The sequence below is a fragment of the Rhodoferax potami genome (genome assembly GCF_032193765.1).
In the GTDB taxonomy this organism is placed as follows: domain Bacteria; phylum Pseudomonadota; class Gammaproteobacteria; order Burkholderiales; family Burkholderiaceae_C; genus Allorhodoferax; species Allorhodoferax potami.
The window spans coordinates 2,239,503-2,261,189 of sequence record NZ_JAVBIJ010000001.1 but is presented as its reverse complement, the minus strand read 5'-3'; the positions used below and the strand labels follow the sequence as shown (position 1 = coordinate 2,261,189).

Annotated in this window: 22 protein-coding genes; 4 read left to right on the top strand and 18 right to left on the bottom strand. The window is 60.9% G+C overall.

Going from position 1 to position 21,687, the window contains the following annotated elements; translation table 11 throughout:
- Nucleotides 1–5: 5 nt before the first annotated feature.
- From panB to RAE21_RS10785, 4 genes are all read right to left on the bottom strand, one after another.
- Entirely contained in the window at nt 6–908 is a 903-nt protein-coding gene (gene panB / locus RAE21_RS10800; RefSeq protein WP_313881373.1) for a 3-methyl-2-oxobutanoate hydroxymethyltransferase, read from the bottom strand.
- A gap of 104 nt (nt 909–1,012) precedes the next feature.
- Nucleotides 1,013–1,861, bottom strand: coding sequence for a segregation and condensation protein A (locus RAE21_RS10795; protein WP_313875405.1), 849 nt, complete (start codon nt 1,859–1,861; stop codon nt 1,013–1,015).
- Nucleotides 1,862–1,923: 62 nt separating this feature from the next.
- On the bottom strand, nt 1,924–2,130 hold the full coding sequence (locus tag RAE21_RS10790) for a DUF3460 family protein (RefSeq protein WP_313875406.1): 207 nt from the start codon (nt 2,128–2,130) through the stop codon (nt 1,924–1,926).
- Nucleotides 2,131–2,190: 60 nt separating this feature from the next.
- The gene (locus RAE21_RS10785) at nt 2,191–2,523 is read right to left on the bottom strand and encodes a hypothetical protein (protein WP_313881372.1); all 333 of its coding nucleotides are present in this window, start codon (nt 2,521–2,523) and stop codon (nt 2,191–2,193) included.
- 97 nt (nt 2,524–2,620) lie between these two features.
- Between RAE21_RS10785 and nadC the strand changes: the two genes are divergently transcribed.
- Together nadC and nadA are read left to right on the top strand one after the other, a co-directional pair.
- Complete coding sequence (gene nadC, locus RAE21_RS10780) at nt 2,621–3,490, top strand: carboxylating nicotinate-nucleotide diphosphorylase (RefSeq protein ID WP_313881371.1); 870 nt, start codon at nt 2,621–2,623, stop codon at nt 3,488–3,490.
- Nucleotides 3,490–4,593, top strand: coding sequence for a quinolinate synthase NadA (gene nadA, locus RAE21_RS10775; protein ID WP_313881370.1), 1,104 nt, complete (start codon nt 3,490–3,492; stop codon nt 4,591–4,593). The genes nadC and nadA overlap by 1 nt, the downstream gene beginning before the upstream one ends.
- 18 nt (nt 4,594–4,611) lie before the next feature.
- Here nadA and rbsD read toward each other — a convergent pair whose 3' ends face one another.
- The 6 genes from rbsD to RAE21_RS10745 all read right to left on the bottom strand — a co-directional run bounded on the left by rbsD (nt 4,612) and on the right by RAE21_RS10745 (nt 10,663).
- The gene (gene rbsD, locus RAE21_RS10770; RefSeq protein ID WP_313881369.1) at nt 4,612–5,016 is read right to left on the bottom strand and encodes a D-ribose pyranase; all 405 of its coding nucleotides are present in this window, start codon (nt 5,014–5,016) and stop codon (nt 4,612–4,614) included.
- The gene (locus RAE21_RS10765; protein ID WP_313881368.1) at nt 5,013–5,972 is read right to left on the bottom strand and encodes a ribokinase; all 960 of its coding nucleotides are present in this window, start codon (nt 5,970–5,972) and stop codon (nt 5,013–5,015) included. Before RAE21_RS10765 ends, rbsD begins: the two co-directional genes overlap by 4 nt.
- Nucleotides 5,972–6,997 carry a LacI family DNA-binding transcriptional regulator gene (locus RAE21_RS10760; protein WP_313881367.1) on the bottom strand — a complete coding sequence of 342 codons (1,026 nt, stop codon included), beginning with the start codon at nt 6,995–6,997 and terminating at the stop codon, nt 5,972–5,974. The genes RAE21_RS10765 and RAE21_RS10760 overlap by 1 nt, the downstream gene beginning before the upstream one ends.
- Before the next feature lie 15 nt (nt 6,998–7,012).
- A complete protein-coding gene (locus RAE21_RS10755) occupies nt 7,013–7,987 on the bottom strand; it encodes an ABC transporter permease (protein ID WP_313881366.1) in 975 nt (324 codons plus the stop codon).
- A gap of 36 nt (nt 7,988–8,023) precedes the next feature.
- Entirely contained in the window at nt 8,024–9,601 is a 1,578-nt protein-coding gene (locus RAE21_RS10750; protein ID WP_313881365.1) for a sugar ABC transporter ATP-binding protein, read from the bottom strand.
- A 108-nt stretch (nt 9,602–9,709) separates the two neighbouring features.
- Nucleotides 9,710–10,663 carry a sugar ABC transporter substrate-binding protein gene (locus tag RAE21_RS10745; RefSeq protein WP_313881364.1) on the bottom strand — a complete coding sequence of 318 codons (954 nt, stop codon included), beginning with the start codon at nt 10,661–10,663 and terminating at the stop codon, nt 9,710–9,712.
- 313 nt (nt 10,664–10,976) lie between these two features.
- Between RAE21_RS10745 and RAE21_RS10740 the strand changes: the two genes are divergently transcribed.
- Nucleotides 10,977–12,560, top strand: a complete 1,584-nt coding sequence (locus tag RAE21_RS10740) for a methyl-accepting chemotaxis protein (protein ID WP_313881363.1) — start codon at nt 10,977–10,979, stop codon at nt 12,558–12,560.
- A gap of 12 nt (nt 12,561–12,572) precedes the next feature.
- Here the strand turns inward: RAE21_RS10740 and RAE21_RS10735 are convergent, their stop codons facing one another.
- Genes RAE21_RS10735 through RAE21_RS10725 form a run of 3 tightly spaced genes read right to left on the bottom strand, consistent with a single transcriptional unit; the run spans nt 12,573 to nt 15,198 of the window.
- A complete protein-coding gene (locus tag RAE21_RS10735; protein WP_313881362.1) occupies nt 12,573–12,896 on the bottom strand; it encodes a rhodanese-like domain-containing protein in 324 nt (107 codons plus the stop codon).
- A 9-nt stretch (nt 12,897–12,905) separates the two neighbouring features.
- Nucleotides 12,906–14,255: a chromate efflux transporter gene (gene chrA, locus RAE21_RS10730; protein WP_313881361.1), complete on the bottom strand. Its 1,350-nt coding sequence runs from the start codon at nt 14,253–14,255 to the stop codon at nt 12,906–12,908.
- A complete protein-coding gene (locus RAE21_RS10725; RefSeq protein WP_313881360.1) occupies nt 14,245–15,198 on the bottom strand; it encodes a chromate resistance protein ChrB domain-containing protein in 954 nt (317 codons plus the stop codon). The genes chrA and RAE21_RS10725 overlap by 11 nt, the downstream gene beginning before the upstream one ends.
- 138 nt (nt 15,199–15,336) lie before the next feature.
- Between RAE21_RS10725 and RAE21_RS10720 the strand changes: the two genes are divergently transcribed.
- Entirely contained in the window at nt 15,337–16,044 is a 708-nt protein-coding gene (locus RAE21_RS10720) for a glutathione S-transferase N-terminal domain-containing protein (RefSeq protein ID WP_313881359.1), read from the top strand.
- A 126-nt stretch (nt 16,045–16,170) separates the two neighbouring features.
- On the opposite strand, the gene RAE21_RS10715 is transcribed toward RAE21_RS10720, so the two are convergent.
- The 5 genes from RAE21_RS10715 to RAE21_RS10695 are packed head-to-tail and all read right to left on the bottom strand — an operon-like array spanning nt 16,171 to nt 21,686.
- Complete coding sequence (locus RAE21_RS10715; protein ID WP_313881358.1) at nt 16,171–17,682, bottom strand: tripartite tricarboxylate transporter permease; 1,512 nt, start codon at nt 17,680–17,682, stop codon at nt 16,171–16,173.
- Nucleotides 17,683–17,716: 34 nt separating this feature from the next.
- Complete coding sequence (locus RAE21_RS10710) at nt 17,717–18,205, bottom strand: tripartite tricarboxylate transporter TctB family protein (RefSeq protein WP_313881357.1); 489 nt, start codon at nt 18,203–18,205, stop codon at nt 17,717–17,719.
- Nucleotides 18,206–18,244: 39 nt separating this feature from the next.
- Nucleotides 18,245–19,594 carry a class-II fumarase/aspartase family protein gene (locus RAE21_RS10705; protein WP_313881356.1) on the bottom strand — a complete coding sequence of 450 codons (1,350 nt, stop codon included), beginning with the start codon at nt 19,592–19,594 and terminating at the stop codon, nt 18,245–18,247.
- 48 nt (nt 19,595–19,642) lie between these two features.
- On the bottom strand, nt 19,643–20,497 hold the full coding sequence (locus RAE21_RS10700; RefSeq protein WP_313881355.1) for an HpcH/HpaI aldolase/citrate lyase family protein: 855 nt from the start codon (nt 20,495–20,497) through the stop codon (nt 19,643–19,645).
- Between the two features lie 7 nt (nt 20,498–20,504).
- The gene (locus tag RAE21_RS10695; protein WP_313881354.1) at nt 20,505–21,686 is read right to left on the bottom strand and encodes a CaiB/BaiF CoA transferase family protein; all 1,182 of its coding nucleotides are present in this window, start codon (nt 21,684–21,686) and stop codon (nt 20,505–20,507) included.
- Between the last annotated feature and the right edge of the window lies 1 nt (nt 21,687).

Here is a 21,687-nt window from a genome sequence, read left to right as displayed (position 1 = left end):
GTTTCTCACCACGCGTGAACAGCGTCTTCCGGAAAGCTGCCGTTCTTGACTGCGGCCACATAGGCTTCCATGGCTCCACGGATACTGGTGGCTTCCAGCATGAAGTTACGCACGAACTTCGGGTTTTTGCCGAGGTTCACCCCCAGCATGTCATGCAGCACCAGCACTTGACCGGCGGTGCCCTTGCCGGCTCCGATACCGATGGTGGCGCACTGCGGCAACTCACGCGTCAGCTCGGCAGACAAGGGAGCTGGCACCATCTCCAGCACCACCATGCTGGCACCCGCGTCTTGCAGTTCGTGGGCCTGCTTTTTCATGATGTCGGCAGCCGCATCACCGCGGCCTTGCACCCGATAGCCGCCGAGGGCGTGCACGGTCTGCGGCGTCAGGCCCAAATGGGCACACACTGGGATGCCGCGCTGCACCAAGAACTGCACTACTTCGGTGGTCCAGCCGCCGCCTTCGAGCTTGACCATGTGCGCGCCTGCCTGCATGAGCACGCTCGCACTGCGGATGGCTTGCTCTTTGGATTCCTGGTAGCTGCCGAAGGGCAAGTCGCCAATCAGCCATGCGGTGCCTTGGGCACGGCGCAGGCCGCGGGCCACGCTCTCGGTGTGGTAAGCCATGTCTTCGAGGGTGACGCCCACGGTGCTGTGGCGCCCCTGGCAAACCATGCCGAGGGAGTCACCCACCAAAATGCACTCCACGCCTGCCGCATCCGCTACCGCCGCAAAGGTGGCGTCGTAGGCGGTCAGCATGGTGATTTTTTCACCCCGGGTGTGCATCTCCTGGATGCGGGGCAAACTGATGGGCTTGCGTGTGGACGGCGCTGACGCAGGGGGCAGCGTGCCGTAGGGAGTCGCGTTGGTTGCGCTAGAGGCTTGTTCACCGGTCGGGTTCAGGGCCATGGGGGACTCCAAAAATCGGGATTACAAATCGGGCTTGCCGAGGGTTTGGCGAAAGTGGGGCGAATACTAACCGCAGTTGCGAGCCCTGAAATAGAGAGCCCGGTTCAGGTAGGTGCATAGGCCAGGCGCACATAGATCGGCGCGAAGGCCTCCGCCTGGGTGATTTCGATCAGGGTTTCTTTCGCCAGCTCCAGCAGGGCGATGAAGGTCACCACCAGCACCGGCGTGCCTTGGGTCGTGTCAAACAAGTCTTCGAAGCCAACGAAACGCTGACCCTGCAGCTTTTTGAGCACGATGCTCATGTGCTCGCGCACCGAGAGCTCTTCGCGGCTGATCTTGTGGTGCTGCACCAGCTTGGCCCGCTTCAAGATGTCACGCCAAGCGCTTTGCAGCTCTTCCACGCCCACATCCGGAAAGCGGGGTTTGAGGCTCTGCTCGATGTAAACGTTGGCTTTTAAAAAATCTCGCCCGTATTGCGGAATCGCGTTCAGCCGGGCGGCTGCCAGCTTCATTTGCTCGTATTCGAGCAAGCGGCGCACCAGTTCCGCCCGCGGGTCTTCTGCTTCTTCGCCCTCAGCCACCTTCTTGGGGGGCAGCAACATGCGCGATTTGATCTCAATCAGCATGGCTGCCATTAGCAGGTACTCGGCCGCCAGCTCCAGGTTGCGCTTGCGGATTTGCTCCACATAAACCAAGTACTGCTTGGTCACGCTCAACATCGGAATGTCGAGGATGTTGAAGTTCTGCTTGCGAATCAGGTAGAGCAACAAGTCCAGCGGCCCTTCGAAGGCCTCCAGAAACACCTCCAGCGCATCCGGCGGGATATAGAGATCCTGCGGCATGGCGAACAAGGGCTCGCCGTACAGGCGCGCCAACGCCACTTGGTCCACCACCTCGGGCATTTGCCCGAGTTCGGCGACTCCGGTGGGTGCGCCGGTGGTGTCGGTTGTCATTTTGCTATCAAATCAGGAGCTGCTGGCGCAGATAAGACGTGCGCTAGAGGCTGATTGGGCTCTTAATCGTGCTTGGTCTGGTAGACGTAGGGCTTTTGCGCAACTTGGGCGCTGCGGAAGCCTTTCCAAGCCATACGGTCCACGACTTTGTCCCACAACAGGGAGCGGCCCTTGCGCTGCTCGGCTTCCAGCGTGGGTTTTGCGACCTTGAGTTGGTCGATGAACTGGGTGGCTTCAGAGCGGTAATCGGGGCGGCGGAAGATGTTCATGGCGGGATCCTTAATGGCGGCATTTTAACGGCAGGGACACCAGACTCCGGCGAGCAGCCGTTACTGGGTGGTCCACACCTGATCCGCGTGGGGGTGCGGAGCCAACGGTTGCGGGAGGGTGCGCTGATTCATGCTGCTCTCCACCACCATCGTGTGCGCAAACATGGTGGGTTGCATATCGTAAGCGCTCGCCTGTTGGAGGGCGCGGCGCCGGCGCACCCGCAGGACCACCAAGCCGATGGCCAGAGCGAACGCGACCGCGATCAAAGCCCAATGTAGTTCACTCAGGCCCCACACCACGCCGGCAAGGCCCGTTTGGCCTGTTTGGGCGAAAACTGTGGCATGCCCAAAGACAGAGGCGGCAGCGAAAAGGGCATTCAAACTGGGAGTCATGCAGGTTTTCCAAAAGGCCGAGTGCGAAGGGGTGGCATTTTGGCACGCTTGTCCCCCTAGCCATCCGGCGCAAGGGTGGCCGGTTATCCTTCGGTGTATGAGCACTTTTGATCTTTCCTCTGCAGACATCGCTGCCCTGGCGCAGACCGATGTGGCTCGCGCCTTGTCTGAAGACGTGGGCGCCGGCGACCTGACCGCCTCTTTGATTGACCCCACCCGCCGGGCCCGAGCGCGGGTGCTGGCCCGTGAGTCGGCTGTCATTTGCGGCGAGCCCTGGGCCACTGCAGCCGTGCGGGCGCTGGATCCGTCGGCCGCTCTGATCTGGCATGTGCGCGAAGGCCAGCGCTGCCAGCAAGACCAAGTGTTGCTGGAGATTGAGGGCAACGCTCAAGCCTTGCTGACGGCTGAGCGCACCGCGTTGAACTTTTTACAGCTGCTGAGCGCAGTAGCCACCAAAACCGCTACCTTTGTGGCGGCGGTGAACGAAGTGCCCGGTAACCGTGCTGCCATCGTGGACACCCGCAAGACCATTCCCGGCCTGCGCTTGGCGCAGAAATACGCCGTTAAAACGGGTGGCGGTACCAACCACCGCATTGGCTTGCACGATGCAGTGCTGATCAAAGAAAACCACATCGCCGCCGCCGGTGGCGTGACTGCTGCCCTGCAACGGGCCACCCAGTTCGCCGCCACTGCCAAGTTCATTGAGGTGGAGGTCGAAACGTTGGAGCAACTGCGCGAAGCGCTGGACTGCGGCGCCAAGATGGTGCTGCTGGACAACATGACGCTGGCTCAATTGATGCAGGCGGTAGCCATCAATGCCGGACGCGCTATTTTGGAAGTCTCCGGCGGTGTGAACCTGGATACGGTGCGGGCGATTGCCTCTACCGGTGTGGACCGCATCTCCATCGGCGCGCTGACCAAAGACGTCAAGGCCACCGACTTCTCCATGCGATTTGAGGACCTGTGATGAGCGCCAGTGATGTGATCGACGTAGAGTACGAGCAACCGGCTTGCTCCACCAAGCATGCCTGGGCCCGTGTGCCTGTGGAGCCCACCCCGATGGAGCGCACCGCGCTCAAAGACAAGATCAAGCGCCTGCTGAAAGAAAAGAACGCGGTCATGGTGTCGCACTATTACGTGCACCCTGATTTGCAGGATCTGGCCGAAGAAACCGGCGGCCTGGTGAGCGATTCGCTGGAGATGGCCCGTTTTGGTCGGGACCACAGCGCACAAACGCTGGTGGTGTCGGGCGTGAAGTTCATGGGCGAGACCAGCAAAATTTTGTCGCCGCACAAGACGGTGCTGATGCCCGACCTGGATGCCACCTGCTCGCTGGACCTGGGCTGCCCCATTAGTGAATTCAACGCCTTTTGCGACGCCCACCCCGACCGCACGGTGGTGGTTTACGCCAACACCAGCGCTGCCGTGAAGGCGCGTGCCGATTGGTTGGTGACCAGCAGCTGTGCGCTGGACATCGTGAAAGCGCTCAAAGACAAGGGCCAGAAGATTCTGTGGGCGCCCGACAAACACTTGGGCGGCTACATCCAGCGCGAAACCGGTGCAGATATGGTGTTTTGGGAAGGCGCCTGCATCGTGCACGACGAGTTCAAGGCCTTTGAGCTGGAAGCGCTGATCCAAGAGCACCCGAAAGCCAAAGTGCTGGTGCACCCCGAGTCGCCCCAAGACGTGGTGGCCCTGGCCCACGCCGTGGGCTCAACCAGCGCCATCCTCAAGGCCGCGCAGACGCTGGACGCCGACACCTTCATCGTGGCTACTGACAACGGCATGCTGCACAAGTTGCGCACGCTCAACCCCGGCAAGACCTTCATCGAAGCCCCCACCGCCGGCAACAGCGCCACCTGCAAAAGCTGCGCCCACTGCCCCTGGATGGCCATGAATGGCCTGGCCGGTGTGGCGCGGGTGCTGGAGCATGGCCTGAATGAAGTCCATGTCGATCACAAACTGATTGTCCGCGCCCGTTTGCCGATTGACCGCATGCTGGCGTTTACCGCAGCACTGAAGAATGGTCAGCCCGTGGGTGGTTTGATTCCGAATATCGGAGCGGCCTGAGGCCGGGCCTGTAGTCCGCTAAAAAGTCACGCCCGACACCAACACCATGTTGGCGTAGGGCGTGCATTCCCCAGTGCGAATGACCGCCCGCGCACGCTGGCAGAGCGCTTTCAGTTCGGCATGGCTGATGGTTTGGATATCAAATCCGGTACGGTTTGCACACCAGACAGGCAGCGCTTTGTCTTCACCCTGCAAGGCTTCGTGGGCGATATAGGCGTGCTCCACCTGCAGCTCCGACAAGACTGCGGTCAGCGTTTGGTCCAGCGAGGGGACGCCGGGGCACAAGGCCAAGTCAATCCGCTGTGGGGCGTTTGGGCCTGTCGGAATCGGCAAGCCCGCATCGCCCACGACCACCATGTCACCGTGTCCCATGCTGGCCACCAGCATCGAGATCTCTGCATTCAACAACACACTTCGTTTCATAAATTTTGCCAATGGGGCGCAGTCAAAGCGACCTCGGTTTGAGCCCGGCTAGGGATGGATGTTTGCGCGCCCGCGGTTTGTACGCACAAACTGGCCGCAGTCATGCCCTGGTGCACGCAATCCGCAAATGGCAGACCCCTGGCCCACGCTGCCACCAAGGCGCCCAAAAATGTATCGCCCGCTGCGGTGGTGTCGACCACGTCGACCCGGGCTGCGGGGTGGTAGGTCACCGCGTCACCGTCCGCAGCGATTGCGCCTGCGCCGCCCAAGGTCAGCACTACCCGGCGGATACCCCACTGCTGAAAATGCCGAATGGCTTGCACGGCGGCATCGTGGCTGGCACCTACATCCAGCCCGCACAAGGCGAGCGCCTCGCTCTCGTTGAGTACCAGCAGGTCCACCAGCGCCCACAAGGCTCCGGGCACCGCTTCTGGCACCGGCGAGGGATTCAGCACCACCAGACAACCGCTGGCCCGCGCCCATTGGGCGGCCTTGAGCACCTCCTGCACCGGCGACTCGAGCTGCAGCACCAAGGCATATGCGCCACGCAAGACAGGCGCAAGGCGCGTGGCAATCCAGCGGAACGCCTGGTTGGCGCCACCCGCCACCACAATGCGGTTCTGCCCTGAGGCCTCCACCAGCACCATCGCCACGCCTGTGGGCTGGTGTGGGTTGGTCTCCACTGCCAGGGTATCGATGCCGTCGGCTTGCAAACTGTCCAGTAGCGCGAGCCCGTGGGCATCAGCGCCGACGCTGCCGACCATGCGTACGCGGGTGCCTTGCCGGGCACACGCCACGGCTTGGTTGGCGCCCTTGCCCCCGGGTGAGTAGCGCAGCGCATGAGCCATGACGGTTTCACCGGCCACAGGTGCGTCGCTCACATCGACACACATGTCCATGTTCAGGCTCCCCAGGCAGACGACGATCGGGGGCGCACTTTGCATATCGACCTGCATTACGCCACCTTCTGCGGGGTGCGCGGTGCCGGCCCGGACGATGCTCGCACCACCAACGTTGGCTGCAACAACACTTGCCGCGATTGCTCCCGCTTGCTTTGGATGCGCTCGAGCAGCATGTCCACCGCCATGACACCCATGCGGTGCTTGGGTTGCACGACGGTGGTGAGGGCGGGGCTGGTGAAATGGGCCAACTCGATATCGTCGAAGCCGACCAGCGACATGTCTTGCGGAATACGGACGCCAGCTTCATGCGCGGCACTCAGGGCACCAATGCCCATCAGGTCGTTGCACACGAACACGGCGGTCGGCTTGAGTTGGGACTGGAGCACCTGTTTCATGGTGTCACAGCCGCCCTGGCTGGTGAAGTCGCTGTGCCAGACCAGCTGGTCGGCGTCTGCTGCAGCGCCGGCTTTGGCAAGCGCATTGCGCCAGCCTTGAATACGCTGTGCGCTGGAGTTCAGGTCCTCAGGACCCGCGATACACGCGATCCGCGTATGCCCCAAGGCCAGCAGGTGTTCGGTCGCCAACATGGCACCTTGCATGTGCGCAGTTTCGACCAGGTCGCATTGCACATGGCTGATTTCACGGTCAAGCAGCACGGCCGGGATCGTCAGCCCTTGTACCAAAGCCAGCAACTCGCTGTCGTTGCCGGTGGAGATGATGATGAGCCCGTCGATCCGCTTCTCGCTCAGCACTTGCAGATACACGCTTTGCCGGTGTGGCTCGTCATCGGTGTTGCACAGAATCAGGGTGTAGCCTGCGCCAAAACAATGGTCCTCCACACTGCGCACAATTTCTGCAAAGTAGGGGTTGGTGCAGTTGGGAATCAACATGCCCAGTGTTTTGGTGGAGTTGCTTTTCAGGCTGCGGGCCACGGCGCTGGGCACATAGCCCAAATTGCGGATGGCTTCTTCCACCTGCTTGCGTGCGGACTCGCTGACAAAGCGGGTGCCATTCACCACATGCGAAACGGTGCTGATGGACACGTTGGCCCTGCGGGCCACGTCTTTGATGGACGACATGGTGGTGGGCTTGCTCTAGTGGCTGGAGGAACGGCGCTGACGTAGCGTGTCAATAATAACGGCCACCACAATGACGCAGCCTGTCACGATGCGCTTGCTGGGGTCGCTGACACCCACCTGCGCCAGACCGGCTTCCAGCACCGCAATGATGAGTACGCCAAACAAGGTACTGATTACCGAGCCACGCCCGCCCATCAGGCTGGTGCCGCCGATCACCACCGACGCAATCACTTGCAGCTCAATGCCCGAGCCGGCGTTCGGGTCCGCCGCCTCAAGGCGAGCGGCTTGCATCAGCCCGGCCAAGCCGGCCAACACACCGGTCATGGCAAACACGGCCACCCGGATCGGGCTGGGGTTAATGCCTGCCAAGCGCATGGCCTCTTCATTCGTGCCAATACCGACCACATAGCGGCCAAACACGGTGCGCGATAGCACCACTTGCGCCACGATGACCAGTGCGATCGCAATGAAAAACGCGGCAGAGACACCGGCTACCCAGGGCTTTGCCAGCTCGGAGATGGCGCCGCCCACATACTGGGTGCGCGAGTCTGTCATCACATAGGCGCCGCCGCGTACGGCTTCGAGCATGCCCAAGGAAACGATAAATGACGGCAAGCGCCACGCCACTGAGATCAGCCCGGTAACCGCGCCGCAGGTCAGCCCCACCAGCAAGCCCAATGCAGACGCCGGCAAGGGGCCCCAGTGCCACACCAGAATGGCATTGGCCGTGGCCGCTGCGGACAGCGCCAGCACCGAGCCCACTGACAGATCGATGCCGGCAATGATCAACACAAACGTCATGCCGATGGACATCACCAACAGGGCCGGAATCTCGTTGGCAATCGCCACAAAGGTGGCCTTGCTCCAGAAATAGTCACTCAGGGCGGAGAACAAAATCACCATGCCGATCAGCACGGCACACAGGCCCAGGTAGGTGCCCATGGCGCTGCGCGAAGTCGCAGTGTTTGGAGAAGTGGTAGCGGTTGTCATATCGTGAGGGGGTAGGGAGTGATGGGTTGGCGCTCTTTAGGCGCAGACGGCGGCTTCTGGGGTGTCTGCGCCGGTCTCGCTGAAGGCAGCATCGAGCAGCGATTTTTCGCTCCATTGGCCGCGCTCCAGCACGGTGACCAAGCGCCCATGGCTCATGACACCGATGCGGTCGCACATCTGCATCAGCTCCCGCAAATCGCTGGAGACCATCAGCACCGCTTTCTGGGCCTGGGTCATGGCTTCGATTTCCGCGTAAATGTCTGCGCGTGCGCCCACATCCACGCCGCGGGTGGGTTCGTCCAGCAAAAGCACTTCGCAGTTCTTGTGCAGCCAGCGCGCAAAAATGACTTTTTGCTGGTTGCCGCCGCTCAAGGTGCCCACCGCTTGGTCCACCGAATGGCTGCGCACCCGCAGGCGCTTCACCATGTCCGAGGCCAGGGTACGCTCCTTCCAAAGGTGCAGCCACCCCCGGCGGGACACGGTGTTCAATGCTCCTAGCGAGGTGTTGACCGCAATTGACTGTGTGAGCAACAGGCCCTGTGATTTGCGGTCTTCCGTCACCAAGCCAATGCCCGCTGCAATGGCCGCTTGCGGCGAGCGCCAGCCGGGCGCCCGCACTTGGAGGGCCGGCCGATGGGCATTGGCAGCCAAGGTGATGTCACCCGTGTCCGCGCGGTCTGCTCCAAAGAGCAGGCGCACCAGCTCGGTCCGGCCACTGCCGACCAAACCGGCCAGGCCAAACACCTCGCCTGCGTGCAGATCCAGGCTGACCGACTTCACGGCCGTGCCGCGCCCCAGGCTTTGGGCCTTGAGCAAACACGGCCCCTGGGGGCGCCGTGGCTTTTGCATGTCCTGCTCCACAGCCCGCCCCACCATGAGGGCGATGATGTCGTCTTCGGTCACGTCATTCATAGGGCAGGTTTTGACCAGCACCCCATCGCGCAACACCGCCAGGGTGTCGGCAATTTTGCGCAACTCCTCCAGCCGGTGCGATACATAAATAATGGCCACGCCCTGCGCCTTGAGGCGTTCAATTTGGGCAAATAAATGTTGTGTTTCCCGCGGCGTCAGCATGGCCGTGGGTTCATCCAGAATCAGAATCTTGGTGCCGTCCTGGAGGTTGCGTGCAATCTCCACCATTTGTTGCTGGCCGATACCCAGCTCGGACACTAGGCAGTCGGGCGCAATGCCCTGAATACCAATTTTTGCCAGCTGCTGGCTGGCCGCTTGGTGCAGTGCTTTGCGGTCAATCCAGTAGGCGCACCAGCGCCCGCGGTTCGGCAAGGCGTCGATCAACAGGTTTTCTGCCACTGTCAGCGTGGAGACCAGACTCAGCTCCTGCATCACCATGCGCACGCCTGCGGCTTCGGCCTCACGGCGATTTTTGGGTGCGAAGCTGCGGCCGGCCAAGTGCATCGTGCCCTCGGTGGCATCGACCAATCCCGCCACGATTTTGGACATGGTGCTTTTGCCCGCACCGTTTTCTCCGGTCAGCGCCAACACTTCGCCGGGACGCAAGCTCAGGCTCACCCCGCTGAGCACATTGCTCGCATAGCGCTTGGTGATGCCCTCCACCGTAAAGATGGGAGCGCCTTGTAGTCCGGGGGCTGTCATGGCTGTGCCTTGCTGAAATGGGAGGTACTTAAAGTGTGACGATGGATTCCCGATCGGCCAGCGCCTTGGCGTGTGCCGATCGGGGTGTTCCCTCAAAGGGCCGTCAATTTACTTGCTGGCTTTGGTGACCAGCACCACATCGGTCTGGATGGCAGCAGGCATGTCGGCTTGCTTTTTCTTCTCGGCCAGTGCCTTCAGTGCAATTTCGATACCGAATACCGCTTGCTTCGCACCAAACTGGTCGGCAGTCGCCAGCATGCGGCCATCGGCCAACATGGGCTTCACCGCGCCAATGTTGTCGTAGCCCACAACCTTGACCTGGCCTTCTTTGCCAGCGGCCTTGACGGCAGCCACAGCGCCCAAGGCCATGTTGTCGTTGCCGACCAACAGGCCCTTCAAGTCGGGATGCTCACGCAGCATGCCGGACGCCACGGTGTTGCCCTTGTCGATTTCCCAGTTGCCAGACTGCACGCCCACCACGGTGGCGCCCACAGCCTTCATGGCGTCCTGGTAGCCCAGGGTGCGCTGCTGCGCATTGAAGGTGGTGGAAACACCTTCGATGATGCCAACCTTATCACCCGCCTTCAGGCCCTTGCCCAGGAAGTCGCCCACCAGCTTGGCGCCGGCACGGTTGTCAGGACCTGCGAAGGGAATCTGGATGCCCTTTTCTTTTTGGGCAGCGGCGTCGAGCTGGTTGTCGATGTTGACGACCAAGATACCCGCATCGATAGCCGTCTTGAGCACGGGCACCAGGGCCTTGGAATCAGCGGGCGCAATCACAATCGCGTCCACCTTCTGGGCCATCATCTGCTCGATCATGCGGATTTGGGCCGCAGTGTCGGTTTCGTTCTTGATGCCGTTGGACACCAGGCTGTACTTGGCCGCGTTGGTCTTGGCATGGGCCTTTGCGCCGTCTTCCATGGTGCGGAAAAATTCATTGGCCAGCGACTTCATCACCAAGGCGACCTTGGGTTTGTCGGCGGCCAGGGCTGGGGTTGCAAAAAACCCAGCCATCAGGCTCAAAGCTAGGGTGGTTTGTACGGTACGGCGATTCAATTTCATGGTCTATCTCCTCTGAGTTGTTAACTTTTCATGCGTAGCAGAAAGGAACGCTGGAGGTCCCATGGCCTCGCCAAAGTACGTTTCTGCTCCTAAATGCTACCGTAGCAAACGTTTGCGCAAACGTTTTTCTCATTGGGAGAAACCCTAGATGTGTGCAAAACGCATCTCGCCCGAAAAGGCAAACCGCTCATGGACTGAACCACCGCTCCCCTTCAAAACCCCTAGATGTAACAACGTCATAAAACCTTCACAAACTAGTCATTCAATCAGCTTTGCCCACCCCGTCCGGGGTGTTTGTTTCCCAGAGGTTGTCATGCGCGTGTCCACCCGGCTGTTTGTGTTGGTTGCCAGTCTGGCGGCTTTGTTATTGGTGATTGGTGGCTTTGGTGTCTACGGTGCAAGGCAGTCCAACGACGCTTTGCGCTCGGTGTACCAAGAGCGCACCGTGCCTGCTGTGACGCTGGGGCAAATAGATGCCTTGACCTTCAGCAGCCGCATGCATGTGGCACAGGCCTTGGCCAACCCCTTGCCGGATGTGATTGCCTCCAGCGTTAAAGAGATCGCCGCTAACCAAAAGCAGATTGCTGAAACCTGGGCGCAGTACCGCGAGCATCCACTCGAGGGCGAGGCTGAAGCCCTAGCCGCTAACTGGGAGAAATCCTTCAAAGCCTATGACGAACAAGGCCTCAAGCCCGCCGTGACTGCTTTGCTAGAGAACGACATCACCACCGCACAAGCCGCCATGGTGGAAAAGATGACGCCCTTGTCTGCGCCCGTGAACCGCAGCATTCAGGCGCTGCAACAACTCCAGATCGAGGGGGCCAAAACCGAGTTTGAGGCTGCGGGCGGCCGCTACCGCACCCAGTGGTGGGGCAGCGTGGGCTTGATCGGTTTCGGGCTGCTTTGTGCCATCACGTTTGGTTGGAGCACGGTGCGCAACCTCACCGCGCAGCTGGGCTGCGAGCCGGCGCAAGCCAACGAGGTCGCACAGCGCCTGAGTGTGGGTGACTTCAGCGCGGAATTGGGTACCGCCGCTGCTCCGCACAGCCTGATGGCGCAGCTGGGCGAAATGCAACACAGCCTGAGCGAGGTGGTGGCGCGCGTGCGGCAGTCGTCTGAGGCGGTGTCGGGCGCGAGTGCGGAAATCGCCTCGGGCAACCACGACCTTTCCAGCCGTACCGAACAGCAGGCCGGCGCCATTCAGCAAACAGCTGCCTCCATGGAGGCACTGGGCGACACGGTGCGGGTGAACGCCCAACGCGCCGCCCGTGCCGATGCACTGGCCCGCACGGCATCAGACGCCGCCAGCCAAGGGGGCGAAGTGGTCGCCAATGTAGTGAGCACCATGCAAGAGATCAACGACAGCTCGCGCCGCATTGTGGACATCATCAGCGTGATTGACGGCATTGCCTTCCAGACCAACATCCTGGCTCTGAACGCTGCCGTAGAGGCGGCGCGCGCCGGCGAGCAGGGGCGGGGGTTTGCGGTGGTGGCCTCCGAGGTGCGCTCGCTGGCTGGGCGCTCTGCGGCCGCGGCCAAAGAGGTCAAAAGCCTGATCGACGCGAGCCTGGAGCGGGTGGAGCGCGGCAACGCGCTGGTGGCTAAAGCCGGGCAATCGATGTCGCAAGTGGTGGGCTCGATCCGCCATGTGACCGACATCATGGGCGAGATCAGCGCCGCCAGCTCCGAGCAGAGCACCGGTGTGCAGCAGGTGGGCCAAGCGATTGCGCTCATCGACCAGACCACGCAGCAAAACGCTGCCATGGTGGAAGAGATTGCCGCGGCCGCCAGCGGCCTGCGGCACGAGGCGCAGCAGTTGGTGGAGTCGGTGGCTTTCTTCAAACTGAGCAACCGCCACCCCACACTGCAAGCGCCTACAGTGCTCGCACTGCGCTGATTGTTCAGACCCTCAAGTCACTATTTCCGTAGGCAGGCCAGCAGCCTGCCAAGCAGCTAAGCCGCCTTCGAGAAAGCGGGCGTTTAGTCCCATCACCTGCAGTGCTGTGGTCAAGCCTTGGCTGATTTCACGTCCGTGGGCACAGTACAAAACCACCGGCAGGTCTTTGGGGACTTTGTCTTTCCAGTCCAGCCAATGGGCCGGGTCCTGCCACTGCGCATGGGCAATTTGGGTGCCATCGGACCGGCGCGCCATGTCGCGCCGCACGTCCAGCAGGGTAAGGGCTTGGCCGTCAGTTTGCAGTTGCGCGAGTTCGTGGCTGGTGATGGAGTTCATAGAGCATTCCTAGCGGATTAATGAGATCAGCACACCGGCAAGCGCACAGGCGGCGATAACGTGGATCACGTTGCGCTTGTAGCGAAACAAAGCAATAGCCGCAACCAAAGCAAGGCCAGCGGCCACCCTGTCAAAGGAGCCGGTGAAGCCCTGCGGCCACAACACGTGGTAACCGAAGAACAGAGCCAGGTTCACGATCACTCCCACGACCGCTGCGGTAATGCCAGTCAGTGGAGCGGTGAACTTCATTTCGTTGTGCGTGCTCTCAACCAGCGGGCCCCCGGCCAGAATAAAAATGAAGGACGGCAGAAACGTGAACCAGGTGACCAAGCCCGCAGCGATGGCTCCGGCAATAAACAAGTGCTCTTGGCCCAGCACCGCGTTCGCGTAACCACCCACGAAAGCCACAAACGCCACCACCATAATCAATGGGCCCGGTGTGGTTTCACCCAATGCCAGTCCGTCGATCATTTGGGTGGGGGTGAGCCAGCCATAGTGCCCGACGGCACCCTGGTAGACATAAGGGAGCACCGCATAGGCGCCACCAAATGTGAGCAGTGCTGCCTTGGTAAAGAACCATCCCATCTGCGTGAAAGTGTGGTTCCAGCCAAGGCTCCAGGTCAGCGCCCCCGTGGGGAGTGCCCATAGCAGGGTGCCTGCCAGCAGCACCAGGCCCAGCCGGCTCCAACGGAAGCGCGCGTGCTCGGGCGTGGCGGTGCGGTCGTCAATCAGTGCAGCGCCATAGTGTTTGGCAGCACCGCCGTGGCCACCCGCGCTATTGAACAAGGCCGGCGCCCATCGTCCGCCGGCATAGCCCAGCAATGCGGCGCCCAGCACGATGAGTGGGAAGGGAACTTGTAGTGCAAAGATAGCGACGAACGAAGCCGCCGCAATGCCCCACAAGGCATTGTTTTTCAGCACGCGTGAGCCGATGCGATGTGCCGCTTGCAGCACGATGGCGGTTACAGCGGGTTTGATTCCATAGAACATGCCGGCTACCCAATCCACATCGCCAAAGGCGATGTAGACCCAGGAGAGCCCCACCAAGATAAACAACGAAGGCAGTACAAACAGCGCACCCGCCACCACACCGCCCAGGGTCCGGTGCATGAGCCAGCCGATGTAGGTGGCAAGCTGCTGCGCCTCGGGGCCGGGCAGCAGCATGCAGTAGTTCAGCGCATGCAGAAAGCGCTTTTCCGAGATCCAGCGGCGCCGCTCCACCAGCTCGGTATGCATGATGGCAATTTGTCCTGCGGGCCCGCCAAAGCTCACAAAGCCCAGCTTGAGCCAGAAGGCGAAGGCCTGCCAGAAGCTCACAGGCGTCGGGCTCTCGGTGGTGTTTAGCGTGTCAGTTGCCATGGGGGGATACGGTGGGGTGTGCGGGTTCAAATTGGTGATGAAGCGCATCAAACACGGCGCTGGCAGCTTGCAGCAGCTCATCGTCATTGGGGATGGTGGCGCGCAAGCCGGCCAGCACGGACTCCACGCCGATGGCCTCAGGGGGCTGCACGCCACCCGCATCCAGAAAGTGCACCAGCGCGCCCAGACGTTGCAGGGCAGGCATTTCCAGCGCAAAGCTGGCAAGCAACACTTCAAAAGTTACGCGGCCATCTAAATGGCTGAAGGTTGCGCCGTCAAAATCAAAGCCCAATGCATCGGCAGGGCAGTCCTGAGGCTGTGCCAGCCACATGAAGCGGGCCTTCGGGTCGATATGGCGTCGGATCAGCCAAGCGCTGGCCAACCGGTCTACCCATGGCCTGGCTCGTGTAGCCCAAATGCGGCCTTGGTACTGCGCGCGCTGCAGCACTGTGATAGATCCAGCGAACGCTTGGGGCTCGTCTGGTGCCGCTGCGCGGGCGATGACGGTTTCCAGGGCCTGCAGTGCCGTGTCGACTTGGCGTTGTGCCTCACCTGGGAAGAAATCAGTGTCCGCCACCTGGACAAAAGCCTTGCGCGCTTTGCGACAGAGCCGCGTGGCTTCGGCCCTGTCGCCCGTAGCTAGTAGGGCCTGAATAGGCGGCAGATCCGCCAGCAGCGTGGCAAAGTCGGCGCTGCGGTCAAACAGGGGGGAGAAACTGGCATTGGCCGGCTCCTGCACGGCCATCACATACGCGCTGCCGCCGCCAGCCAGCACATCGGCGGCGACCGACTCCAGCACGAGCCGGCATGCGGGGCGTTCGGGCATGACATAGACGCCATCTTTCAGCACTGCCGCACCGCTGGCTTTGAGCGCACGCCAAGCGCGCATGCGGGCGGTTGCGTTTTCGGTAGGCAGGCTGGTGATGAGGGTGATCCAAGACATTGGTAGATTATTCTGCAAATTTGTAAAATATTCTACGTATTTATAGGTGGTGTCTGCATGGGCATTGAAATAGACTGCGTGGCACATAGGTAGTGCGCGAGCAGCTATTGTTTTTGTAGTAACCCGGAGCCTTCCTCCATGTCATCTGTCACTGATTTATCCGCCTTTCCCATCACTGCCAGGTGGCCCGCACAACACCCGGACCGCCTGCAGCTCTACTCGCTGCCCACGCCCAACGGCGTAAAGGTGAGCATTGCGCTCGAAGAGCTGGGCCTGCCCTACGAGGCGCACAAGGTCAACTTCCAGACCAACGACCAGACCACGCCGGAGTTCTTGTCCCTCAACCCCAACAACAAAATCCCCGCCATCTTGGACCCGCAAGGCCCCGGCGGCCAGCCGTTGGAGCTGTTTGAGTCCGGCGCCATCCTGATCTACCTAGCCGAGAAAACCGGCAAGCTGCTGCCTGCCGACCCTGCGCAGCGCTACCAAGCCATTCAGTGGCTCATGTGGCAGATGGGCGGCTTGGGGCCCATGTTCGGGCAGCTGGGTTTCTTCCACAAATTCGCGGGCAAGGACTATGAAGACAAGCGCCCCCGCGACCGCTATGTGGCTGAGAGCAAGCGCCTGCTGGCGGTGCTCAACCAGCACCTCGCGGGCCGCTTCTGGATGATGGGCGACGACTACACCGTGGCCGACATTGCCATCTTCCCGTGGGTGCGCAACTTGGTGGGCTTTTACGAAGCGGGCGATCTGGTGGGCTTTGCCGACTTCCCCGAAGTGGCGCGTGTGCTGGCTGCCTTTGTGGCGCGGCCTGCGGTGGTGCGGGGGCTGGCGATTCCGGCATGAGTGCCGGTGTCCCGGAGTTCACCGAAGACCCAGCATTTTCTGGCAATGGTTTTGAATAAAAAAAGCCGCTAGCGCAGGTAATATATGCGCTAGCAGCTCCTGATTTCATAGCATTTCAGCCGGAAATCAATCGTCCACAAAAGCCTCTTCCCGCTTAGCCTTGATGGAAGGCAGCATCACCACGACAAGCAAAGCCAAAGCCGCCAGCAGCAGGGATGCAGACAGAGGCCGTGTCACAAACACACTCCAGTCACCGCGGCTGAGCAACAGCGCCGGGCGCAAATACTCCTCCATCATCGGCCCCAGAATAAATCCCAAGAGCAGCGGTGCAGGCTCAGTACCCAGCTTGATGAACAAATAACCAATGATCCCGAAGATCGCCACCATCCAGATATCGAAGGTGTTGTTGTTGGTCGAATACACACCGATCGCACAGAACAGCACGATAGAAGGGAACAACCAGCGGTAAGGCACGGACAAGAGCTTGATCCAGATACCGATCAAAGGCAGGTTCAGGATCACCAGCATCAGGTTACCGATCCACATCGAAGCAATCAGACCCCAGAAGAGTTCCGGATTGGCTGTCATCACCTGCGGTCCGGGCTGGATGTTGTGGATCGTCATCGCACCCACCATCAACGCCATCACCGCATTGGGTGGGATACCCAGCGTCAGCAGAGGAATGAAAGAGGTTTGGCTGCCAGCGTTGTTCGCCGCTTCAGGAGCTGCTACACCACGGATGTTGCCCTTGCCGAAAGGTACTTCACCGGGCTGGAGCTTGGTCTTCTTCTCAATCGTGTAAGCCGCAAAGGCTGCCATCACTGCACCACCACCGGGCAAGATACCCAACAGTGAGCCCAAGGCAGTACCACGCAGAACAGCAGGCACCATGCGCTGGAAGTCTTGTTTGGTCGGCAAGAGGCCGGAGACAGAAGCGGTAAAGATCTCCCGCTCACCCGCACTCTTGGACAGGTTGCTGATGATCTCGCCGTAGCCGAAGACGCCCATGGCGATCACGATGAAGCCGATACCGTCAGTCAGCTCAGGGATATCAAAGCTGTAACGGGCCACACCGGAGTTCACATCGGTGCCTACCATCCCCAGCAAGAGACCCAAGAGAATCATGGCAATCGCCTTGAGCAAAGAGCCCGAGGCCAGCACCACCGCACCAATCAAGCCCAGAATCATCAGGCTGAAGTATTCGGCAGGGCCGAACTTGAAGGCCAGCTCGGTCAAGGGGCCTGCAAAGGCCGCAAGAATCAAAGTGCCCACACAACCGGCAAAGAAAGAACCCAGACCCGCTGCAGCGAGTGCAGGGCCTGCGCGTCCATTACGAGCCATCTGGTAACCGTCAATCACGGTCACCACCGACGAAGACTCGCCGGGCAGGTTCACCAAGATGGCTGTCGTTGAGCCACCGTACTGGGCGCCGTAGTAAATACCGGCCAGCATGATCAAGGCAGCTACCGGCGGGAGCGCATAGGTAGCTGGCAAAAGCATGGCGATAGTCGCCAAGGGTCCGATGCCGGGCAAAACGCCGATCAAAGTACCAAGCAAACAGCCGATGAAGGCATAAATCAGGTTTTGGCCGGTGAAGGCCACGCCAAAGCCGAGGGCGAGGTTGTCAAAGAGTTCCATGGTGTGCAGTTCCTGTCGATGGTTCAGTCGTGGCTTAGGCGGTGAAGTAAGCAGGCCAGACCGGGAACTGCAGTTTGAGGAGAACGATGAAGGCGACGTAGCTCAGGAGCGCCAGGATGGTGGCCAACACAGCGACTTCCTTGAACTTGTGTTCATCACCGGCGTGGCTGGCGATGTAGGTGAGTAGGTAGATGCCCACGATCAGGCCCAGAGGTTTCAAGCCAATGACTGGCAGTCCGCCGATGCAGGCTCCAAACACGAGGTTGGCGCTGATGATGAAGAACAGCGGCTTCCAGGCGAATTTGCCGACCTTGTCGCCGTCTTCGGTTTCTACTACCAGCGAGGTGAAGGTGACTGCGATGCCAATGATGGCAAGGAGCACTCCGAGCACGAGGGGGAAGTAGCCCGGTCCCATTTTTGCTCCGCTGCCCAGCGTGTACTGGCTGGCGCCGGCAGCAAAGCTGCCTCCCACCACCGTGAACATCAGTCCGGCAAAGAAGTCTTTTTGACTTTGGATTTTCACGTTATGTCTCGCTCATTATTTTTTGAAACGTGAAAGTTCTCAGTCCTTCAAAGAGTTCAGTACCCGGTCGACCATCACGCCAGCTTGACCGAGGTTGTTCATGGGGTCGCAGAAACCCTCCAGCTGTTCGCGGGTGACGTGTTTGTTGATCTCGGGATGCTCAGCCAGCAGCTCAATCAGGTGGCGCTTTTGCTTGAGTGCTTCGCGGCAAATGTCGTAGACCAGATCGTGCGCGTACTCACGGCCGATGTAGGGGCCCATGCCCATCATCACGGCTTCGGACATGACGAGGCCATGGGTCATGTCGATGTTGCTACGCATCTGGGCGGCGTCCACTTCCAGGCCGGCCAAGATGAACTTGGTTTGCTTGAGTGCTCCGGACATCAGGCAGAAGATCTCGGGCATGGCCACCCATTCAATTTCCCACGGGCCGGTGGATCGCTCGTGGTCAGCCACCATGGCGTCCATCAGGGACGCGGCCAACTGGCGCACCACCGAGATGTTGGCGTGGATGTAGAGGCAGGAAATCGGGTTGCGCTTTTGCGGCATGGTGGATGACGAGCCACGGCCGGGAGCATAGGGCTCGAACACTTCGGCTACTTCGGTTTGCATGAGCAGCTTCACGTCCATGGCGATCTTGCCCAGCGAGCCACCTACGATGCCGAGGAAGGCGCCCACTTCTGCAAAGTTGTCACGCACGGTGTGCCAGGAGATCAGCGGTTGGCCCAGACCCAGTTCTTTCATCAATCCGGCCTGGGTTTCCATGGCGCCGGTTTCCAGCGAGGACAAGGTGCCAGATGCGCCGCCGAACTCGCCGACCAACACGCGGGGCTTGAGTTGTTGCAAACGCTCGCGGTGGCGTTCAATGCCCGCCAGGATGCTCGCCATCTTGTAGCCGAAGGTGATGGGGGTGGCTTGTTGCAGGTTGCTGCGGCCGATGATGGGGGTGTCGCGGTGCGCTTTGGCCAACTTGGCCAGCGAACCCGAGATGTCTTTCAAGTCGGCTTCGACCAAGGCCAAAGCTTCACGGATCTGCAGCACGGCGGCTGTGTCGGTGATGTCTTGGGTGGTTGCTCCCCAGTGGCAGTACTCGCCCAGCTTGTCGCGGCAGTTGGCGTTGATCTGGTTGACCACCGCAATGATGGGGTAGCCGATCTGCTCGGTTTTGGCTTTGAGCTTGACCCAGTCGATCTGGCTGGGTTCGCAGTTCTTCACGATCTCGTCCGCCGCTTCTCTGGGGATGATGCCCAACTCGCCTTGCACTTTGGCCAGGGCGCGCTCGATGTCGAGGTACTTGGCCGTGCGGTTTTCGTCCGACCAGACTTGGCGCATCGCGGCGTCGCTGAACATGTCGGTGAAGATCTTGGAGTCGATGATGGTGGAAGACATTTTGTTGTTCCTTCTGTTGAGACGTAATGAATAGGGTTTGGGACGGCTTCAGGCGGCCGCATGTGAAAACTGTTGGAGGTCCAGGATGCGTTGGGCGCGCAGGTAGACAGGTTTGTCCACCATCTTTCCCTGCACCTGGAGCGCACCCGTGGGGCCCTTGCCTGCGTGCGCAGCATCCCAGGCAGTGACAATTTCCTGCGCCCAATCGACCTCCGCAGGCAGCGGAGCCAAGGCGCGGCGAACGCCTGCTAATTGGGCGGGGTGGATGCACATCTTGGCGCCGAATCCGAGGCGCAGGGCGTCTTGCATGTCGGCTTGGGTGTGCTCGGCCAGTACCGAGGGCGTAACGCCTGCCACCGGTGCGGCGAGCCCTGCGGCCCGCGAGGCCAACACCAGCTGAGAGGCTGCCAGCGTGAGCGTAGGGCTGTCGGCGGGGATGTTCAGGTCCACCATCAGATCCAGCGCGCCCAGCGCGAGCCGGGTGACCGATGCGTGGCTAGCGATGGATGGGCAGGCAGCGATACCGGCTGCGGTTTCCACCAAGGCCAGCAACTCTGTGTCAGCTTGCATGGCGTCACGGACCGTTTGCAGGTCTGCAGCGCGTTCTGCTTTTGCCAGCATGACGCCGCAGGCCGGCAGCGTGCGCAGAAGGGCCAGGTCGTCTGCAAAGAATTCGCTGCTAGCGTCGTTGATGCGCACCATCAGCCGCTGGGGTGGCAAGGTGGTGGAGGCGGCGTGCATCCAGGTGTGGATCGCCTGCCGTGCTGCAGCTTTGTCCGCAGGCGCAACCGCATCCTCCAGATCCAGGATGACGCGCTCGGCCTCGCTTGCTGCCGCTTTGGCGAAGCGCTCCGGGCGATTGCCCGGAACGAAGAGGTAGGTGTAGGGGGCCGGCGTGCTCATGCGGCGCTCACACTGCGGCTTCGGTGCGCAGGGCGTTTATCTGGGCTGCGCTGTAGCCCAGGTTGCCAAGAATGGCGGCGGTGTGCTCGCCCAATGCAGGCACCGGGTCCATGCGGGCGGCGCCGTGTTGCCAACTGCCGGGTGGTATCAGGGCAGGGACGGTGCCTTTGGCGGTTTCAACCGTCGTCCAGCGTTGGCGGGCTTTGAGCTGAGGGTGCTCCCACACTTCGGCCATGGTGTTGACTTGTGCATTGGCGATGCCGGCTTCTTCTAAGCGTTGGGCCACGTCAGCTGCTGTGAGGCTGGAGAACGCTTGCAGAATCAAGGCAGACAGTTCCGCCCGCTGTGCACTGCGCTTGCCGTTGCTGGAGAAGCGTTCTTCGCTGGCGAGTTGGGGCTGCAGCAAAACCTTGTCACAGAAGATCTTCCATTCCCGTTCGTTTTGCAGACCGAGCATGACGGTCTTGCCATCTCCGGCGGCAAATGGGCCATAGGGGTAAATGGTGGCGTGGCTGGCACCGGTGCGCGCAGGAGGTGTTGCACCTTCGAACGCGTAGTACAGCGGGTAGTTCATCCACTCGCCCAGAGCCTCGAGCATGGAAATGTCGATGCGTTGTCCTTGGCCGGTTTGCTGGCGGTGCATCAGTGCGCCCAGGATGTTGGTGTAGGCATACATGCCGGCCGCAATATCGGCAATGGATGGGCCGGCCTTGGACGGTGTATCCGGCGTACCAGTGACAGATACGAAACCCGCTTCGCTCTGGATCAACAGGTCATAAGCCTTCTTGTCGCGGTAAGGGCCGTCGCTGCCGTAGCCGGAGATATCGCAGACGATGATGCCGGGCTTGACCTTGGAGAGTGCCTCATACGACAAGCCTAGCCGTGCGGCGGCGCCCGGTGCCAAGTTTTGCACCACGACGTCCGCTTCTTCGACGATCAGGCGCATCAGGATTTTTTGCGCTTCAACGTGTTTGACGTCCAAGGTCAGGCTCTCTTTGGAGCGGTTGGTCCAGACAAAGTGCGAGGCCAGGCCACGCACACGCTCGTCGTAACCCCGGGCAAAGTCCCCGGTGCCCGGGCGTTCAATTTTGATGACACGGGCACCCATGTCGGCCAGTTGTCGGGTGGCAAAGGGCGCTGCAATGGCGTGTTCCAGCGTGACAACGGTGATGCCTTTGAGAGGTTGCATA